The following is a 6185-nucleotide window of genomic DNA, read 5'->3' on the forward strand; positions in this document are numbered from 1 at the left end:
GAGCCGCTCAACTCCCGGGTCCATGTCGACCTGAGGCCGGTGCTCACCGTGCGTCGCTGATCAAGTCCACGTTGTACGAGGTGCTGACCGGGGCGTTCATCCCGCCGAAGGACCGCACACCGGTGTTCTCGCCCTGCGGGCTCGGCGTGCCGGACCTCGTCGTCTCGCGGCATGTCTGCGACCGGACCACTGTCGGCGTGGTCGTGGACGACTTCTTCCATGAGCTGTCCCGATACGGAGGATGAAGATGATTCTGTCCCAGCTGGTCGACGCGGAGCAGCTCGATTCCGTGTCCAACGAGGAACTGCAGATGATGCTGCAGGAGGTCGACAACGAGGTCGCGTTCGAGGACGACGAGGACGAGGACGCGTAGGTGTTCACTGTCGATCGTTACGGTCTGCCCGTTGCACCGGACGCCCGCGCGGTGTCCGAGGTGGTCGGGTCATTGTTCGCGTGCTACCCGCACAAGGCGAGGCTCGCGGGTGCGCACGAGTACGACGGCGTGCTGCCGGGCACGGGGCCGGATCCCGCCGCGCTGGTGTCGTTGGGCGTACAGGTGGGCGCGGTGGTCTCCGACGATCCGGAACAGCGGGCCGACCTGAGTGCCGCGGCACGACTGGTCGAGGCCGAGCGGTTCCGGGCCGAGGAACTGCGCTCGGCGCACACCGATCCGCTGGGACCTCTCGCGGAGACCGACGTCGACGTGTACCTGGACCTGCCGGCCGAGCGGAGGAACGAGGCGCTGGCCGCGCATCTGCGCGCACTGCCCGGGTACCTCGACAGCACCGCCGAGCAGCTGGACGACAAGCTGCCCGCGGGGCTGCGGCTGCGGGCGGCGGAACGGGCCCGCGGCTCCGCCGCGTACTTCGAAGGCGAACTCCGTTCGGCGCCGGGCGCCGAGGCGGCCGCCCGTGCCCTGCGCCGCTATGCCGCGACGGTGTCCGCAGCCAAGCCGATCGCCGCGCTGCTCGGCCCGGAACGGCTCGCCGGCCTGTTGCGCACCCAGGAAGGCATCGAGACCCCGGTCGAGGAACTGCTGGCCGAGGCGCGCGACGAGGTCGACAGGTGCGCGGGCGAGCTGGACCGGAAGTCCCGTGCGCTGGGAGGCACGGTGGTCGATCTGTTGAGTGCGGAGGCACTGCGCGGCCCGGTGCTGGACACGACGGAGGCGATCGTCCGACGGCTGCGCGACTTCTGGCTGGACGCCGACCTGATGACCGTGGATCCCACCGCGCTGCCGGAGATCCGTCGGATGCGGCAGCTCGACGGCACGGCCGCCGTGGAGATCGTGATCTCCGGCCCGCTGGAAGAAGTCCGAAGGCCTCATGTGCTGTACGTACCCGACCCCGACCTCACGTCGGGCGGGTCGAACGCACGGGTGTGGCGGCAGTACCTCAACGAGCCGATGCTCGAAGTCATCGCCGTGCACGAGACGTTCGCAGGTCACTATCTGCACGCGAGGACGAGCGAGAGCTCGCCCAGCATCGTCCGCACCTGCTTCCGCACCAGCGGGTTCACCGAGGGCTGGGCGCACTACGCCGAAGAACTCGCCGTCGAACACGGGCTGGCCGACGGCCGCCCCCTCGTGGAGCTGGCGCAGCTGCGGGCCGCGCTCGTGTCCGCGTCCCGACTGCTGATCTTCCTGTCCGTCCACTTGCGGCGGTGGAAGTTCCAGGAGGCGGCGGAACACCTGGTGCGCGTGTGCGGGTGGGCGCCGCAGGAGGCGACCCGCGAGGCGCTGACGATCCCTACCGACCTCGACTCCGCCATGTACTGCCTCGGCAAGCTGGTGATCCGGCGCTGGCGGGCAGGGGCGGGCGGCGAGCTGAAGACGTTCCACGACAGAGTCCTGCGAGCGGGTTTCGCCCCGCTGGCAACCGTCGGGGAGTACTGGTCGGCACGACCGGCCGAGGCCACGACGGGAGTTGCCAAGTGAAGTCGACGTTGGGCAGGGAGTTCCTCAAGCTGTGGGTGGGGCAGGGGGTCAGCCAGTTCGGCACCCAGGTCTCCATGCTGGCGATCCCCACACTCGCCATCCTGGTCTACCACGCGACGCCGTTCGAGGTCAGCGTGATCGGCGCCGCCCAGGTGGTGCCGTTCGCGGTGTTCGCGCTGCCGGCGGGGACGCTGGTGGACAGGTGGCCCCGGCGCAAGACGCTGATCGTGTGCGACTTCGGCCGCGCGCTCGCAGCCGGCGGGCTGGTGCTCGCGTATCTCGCCGGATACCAGGAGATGTGGGTCATCTACGTGGTGGCCGCCGTGATGGGCACATTCACCGTGGTGTTCGACATCGCCTATCTGTCGCTGGTGCCGCAGGTGGTCGGAGAGAAGGGGCTGCTCGGCGCGAACGCGAGGCTCAGTGGCACGGACTCGGTCGCCGAGACGGCCGGCCCCGCGATCGGCGGCGCGCTGGTCGCCGCGATCGGTCCGGCCAGGGCGGTCTTCGTCGACGCCCTGTCCTACGTGGTCTCCGTGGTGGCGCTGCTCTTCATGAAGACGGACGAGGAAGTCAGGAACAAGCCGAAGCTCAATGCACGCACGATGCTGGCGGAGATTCGCGAGGGGCTCCAGTTCGTGGTCAAGCACCCGGTGCTGGCGCGGCTGGCGGTGGCGAACTCGACGTTCGATTTCGGCGTCGCGATCTTCCAGTCCGTGTACCTGATCTTCCTGTACAAGACGCTGGACTTCTCGCCGTGGCAGGTGGGTCTGCTCGCAGCAGTCACCGGTGTCTCGAACGTGCTGGGCGCCATGACCATCTCGCGGGTTGTCGCGCGGTTCGGCCTGGGCCCGACACTCGTCTACTCGATCCTGGCGGGCGGTGTGGCGTATCTTTTCCTCCCGCTTTCGCAGATGGGCGCTGCGGTCGCCGTGATCGTTGTCATCAACGTGATCGCTGGATTTACCAACGCCTGGTACGACATCAATCAGTACACGTTGCGGCAGACGGTCACGCCGGACCATTTGCTCGGCCGGGTGAACGCGACGATGCGCATGATCTTCTCCGGTCCCCGGCCGCTCGGTTATCTCCTCGGCGGCGGTCTGGCCGTGTGGACGAGTGTTCCCACGACGATTTTCCTGGGTGCTCTGGTTTCTACCGTGTCCGCGATTTTCGTCTTCTTCGGTCCCATCCGGGAAGTGCGTGCGCAGAGCGAGGACGAAGAACAAGAAACAGCGACGGCATGACCGATGCGGGGGGAAGACACGTGCGCGCAGAATTCGACTGGGTCCGGATCCCGGGCGGGCCCTTCACCATGGGCCTCGACCGTGTGCGCCCGGACGGCACCCCGGACCCGGCCTCTCCCGCCCACGAGGTCGACGTGCCGGAGTTCCGGATTGCCCGCTCGCCCGTGACGGTCGCGGATTTCGCGCGGTTCGTCGAGGCGACCGGCTACCGGTCGACCGCCGAACAGGCCGGCCGGAGCTGGGTGTGGGTCGGTGACGAGGACACCACCACACCCGGTCAGGACGATCTGTGGCTGGAGGTGGAGGGCGCCGCATGGAGCACGCCGCGCGGCCCGGGCTCCGGCATCGAGGCGAAGGGCGATCATCCGGTCACCCACGTGAGCCGGAAGGACTGCCTCGCGTTCTGCGAGTGGGCGGGCGTGCGCCTGCCCACCGAGGCGGAGTGGGAGAAGGCGGCCCGCGGCCTGGACCGGCGGACATACGTGTGGGGTGACGACGAGCCGACACCGGACGTCTGCAACCACAGCATGTTCGTCGGCGAGACGACCCCGATCGGCAAATATCCCTCGGCTTCCGGTCCCTTCGGCTTGCACGACATCGCGGGCAACGTATGGGAATGGGTGTCGACGGGATGGCATCCGTATCCGTTCCGTGCGGACAGAACGCAGTTGCTGAAGACCAAGCAGGGCGCTGCGGAACTGGGCGTCGTGCGCGGCGGTTCTTTCTTCAACGACTGCAACCCCGCGACCATGCGGGTCACCTTGAGGCTGTACTCGCTGCTTCTTTACACCTGTTACGACGTGGGGTTCCGCGTGTGCGCGGCCTGATCGCTCCGAGGGAATAGGGAAGAAATTGTCTGTACGTCCTGAGGGAAACGTTCCTGTCGTCAACTCCTACACCGAATGGGACCCGCTGGAGGAAGTCGTCGTCGGCAGCCTCGCCGGCGGTGTGTTCCCGACCTGGCAGGAGTCGATGGCGCCGACCCTTCCGTACGACTCGGTCCGGGTCTTCCAGGAGCAGGGGGGCATGCCCCTGCCCGCGGAGCACGCCGCCGCGGCCGACGAGGAACTGAACGAGTTCGCGGCCGTCATGGAGGCGCGCGGAATCACGGTCGTACGGCCGGACTTCGTCGACCAGACCAGGAAGTTCCGCACGCCCGAGTGGGAGAGCGGCGGCTCTTCGTCCGGCATGCCTCGCGACCTTCTCATAGTCGTCGGTGACACCATCGTGGAGACGCCGATGTCGTGGCGCTGCCGCAAGCACGAGGTGGACGCGTTCCGCGGCCTGATCAAGTCGTACTTCCGCCGCGGCGGCGGCTGGCTCGCCGCCCCCCAGCCGGAGTTGACGCAGGCGCTGTTCGACGGCGACTTCGACACGGAGGCCGGGACGGGCTACGCGATCACAGATTTCGAGCCGGTGTTCGACGCGGCCGACTTCATGCGGTTCGGGGACGACCTGGTGGTGCAGCGCAGCCATGTGACGAACGAGTTCGGCATCGAGTGGATGCGCCGTGCGCTCGGCTCCGGGTTCCGGGTGCACGAGGTGCCGGTGAACGACCCGCACGCCATGCACATCGACGCGACCATGGTGCCGCTCGCACCGGGCAAGCTGCTGGTGAACCCGGACCGGTACGTGCCGCACCCGCTGTTCCGCGACTGGGAGATCCTTGAGGCGCCGAAGCCGACGCTGGGGCCGGACTGGCCGATGTACTTCTGCAGCCCCTGGCTGAGCATGAACGTCCTGTCGCTGGACGAGAAGACCGTCGTCGTGGAGCGCCAGGAGAAGCCGCTGCTGGACGCGCTGACCGACTGGGGCTTCACCTGCGTGCCCGTGGACTTCCGGCACGTCTACAGCTTCGGCGGCTCCTTCCACTGCGCCACCTTGGACGTGCGGCGCCGCGGCCGGGGAGGCACCTATCTGACGGTGTAGCCGACCTGTCGAACTGCTCGAACTGCTTGAACGGAGGCTCATGATGGACACCGACGTGGCGCAGACGGACCGGGTTGCTCGCGGGAACCTGTTACGCGACAGGCTGCGTACCCAGGGCGTGGACGTGCGCCCGGTCCCGCGGCTCACGGGTTCGACGCCGTCGGACCTGCAGTGGGCGATCAGCGAGGCACGCAGCCCGATGCTCTTCGCCGGGCTGATCGACGCGTGGCCGGCGGTGCGGAACTGGACGCCGGAGAAGCTTGCAAAGGACCACGGCGACAAGAGGGTCACCGCGCTGATGGGCCTGCCGACCAGCGGTGTGCTGTATCCCGGCGACCAGCACGACTACGAGAAGAAGCTGACGTTCGGCAAGTTCCTGGAGGAGATGCTCCAGGAAGCGCCGAAGCTGCCGTGCTACCTCGCACACGTACGGGTGGAGGACATCCTGCCACCCGAGGACTACGACTTCCGGGCGCTGTTGAACCCGGACCAGGAAGCCGTGGACACCCGCGCGTGGATCGGGTCGGCCGGCACGAGATCGATGCTGCACTCCGACCTGAACGACAACCTCTTCGTCCAGATCTGGGGCGAGAAGGAGGTCGTGCTGATCCCGTGGGACCAGACGCCCGCCGCGTACCCGTTCCCGGACAACATCGTGAACAGCAGCCTCGACCTGGCCGATGTGGACCTCCGGAAGAACCCGCTGCTGAAGGAGGCGGTGCTGTACGGCACGACCGTGCGGCCGGGTGATGTGCTGTTCGTTCCGCGCGGCTGTTGGCACGACTTCCGGGCACTGGCACCGTCCGTCTCGGTGAACCACTGGTTCGGGCCGCCGATGCCGTTCCAGGAGTACGCGATGCAGCTCCTGAAGCTCGGCCCGACGCATTGGGCGGCCGCAGCGCGGGACTTCGTGAAGCACGGCGTGCTGGAACAGCCGGAGCCGATGAAGTTCTTCTTCAGCCCGTCCAGCACCGGCAAGCGGTTGTACGACCTGGTGCGGCGGGGTGACTTCTCACACGGCAACTCGGACATCAAGTAGCGAGATCCGGCGGCACATGCGAGGGGACCGGGGG

7 protein-coding genes are annotated in these 6185 nt (G+C 67.8%); all 7 read left to right on the plus strand.

Annotated features, from left to right (window positions below; genetic code table 11):
• Positions 1-80: 80 nt before the first annotated feature.
• Genes ABZY11_RS13830 through ABZY11_RS13860 form a run of 7 tightly spaced genes read left to right on the plus strand, consistent with a single transcriptional unit; the run spans position 81 to position 6151 of the window.
• Positions 81-245, plus strand: coding sequence for a hypothetical protein (locus tag ABZY11_RS13830; protein ID WP_356479325.1), 165 nt, complete (start codon positions 81-83; stop codon positions 243-245).
• Positions 242-373, plus strand: a complete 132-nt coding sequence (locus ABZY11_RS13835; protein ID WP_356479326.1) for a hypothetical protein — start codon at positions 242-244, stop codon at positions 371-373. Before ABZY11_RS13830 ends, ABZY11_RS13835 begins: the two co-directional genes overlap by 4 nt.
• Positions 374-1936 (plus strand): DUF885 family protein, encoded by a 1563-nt coding sequence (locus ABZY11_RS13840; protein ID WP_356479327.1) that lies wholly within the window; start codon positions 374-376, stop codon positions 1934-1936.
• On the plus strand, positions 1933-3183 hold the full coding sequence (locus tag ABZY11_RS13845; RefSeq protein ID WP_356479328.1) for an MFS transporter: 1251 nt from the start codon (positions 1933-1935) through the stop codon (positions 3181-3183). Before ABZY11_RS13840 ends, ABZY11_RS13845 begins: the two co-directional genes overlap by 4 nt.
• Before the next feature lie 20 nt (positions 3184-3203).
• Positions 3204-4010 carry an SUMF1/EgtB/PvdO family nonheme iron enzyme gene (locus tag ABZY11_RS13850; protein ID WP_356479329.1) on the plus strand — a complete coding sequence of 269 codons (807 nt, stop codon included), beginning with the start codon at positions 3204-3206 and terminating at the stop codon, positions 4008-4010.
• 25 nt (positions 4011-4035) lie between these two features.
• Positions 4036-5112, plus strand: coding sequence for an amidinotransferase (locus ABZY11_RS13855; RefSeq protein WP_356479330.1), 1077 nt, complete (start codon positions 4036-4038; stop codon positions 5110-5112).
• 40 nt (positions 5113-5152) lie between these two features.
• Positions 5153-6151 (plus strand): cupin-like domain-containing protein, encoded by a 999-nt coding sequence (locus ABZY11_RS13860; protein WP_356479331.1) that lies wholly within the window; start codon positions 5153-5155, stop codon positions 6149-6151.
• Positions 6152-6185 lie beyond the last annotated feature (34 nt).

This window comes from Streptomyces sp. NPDC006510 (genome assembly GCF_040611955.1).
GTDB lineage: Bacteria > Actinomycetota > Actinomycetes > Streptomycetales > Streptomycetaceae > Streptomyces.

What these genes read in the sequence shown, in the direction of transcription:
- ABZY11_RS13835 (WP_356479326.1), top strand. Translation starts at nt 242, where the DNA reads ATGAAGATGATTCTGTCCCAGCTGGTCGACGCGGAGCAGCTCGATTCC.
- ABZY11_RS13860 (WP_356479331.1), top strand. Translation starts at nt 5,153, where the DNA reads ATGATGGACACCGACGTGGCGCAGACGGACCGGGTTGCTCGCGGGAAC.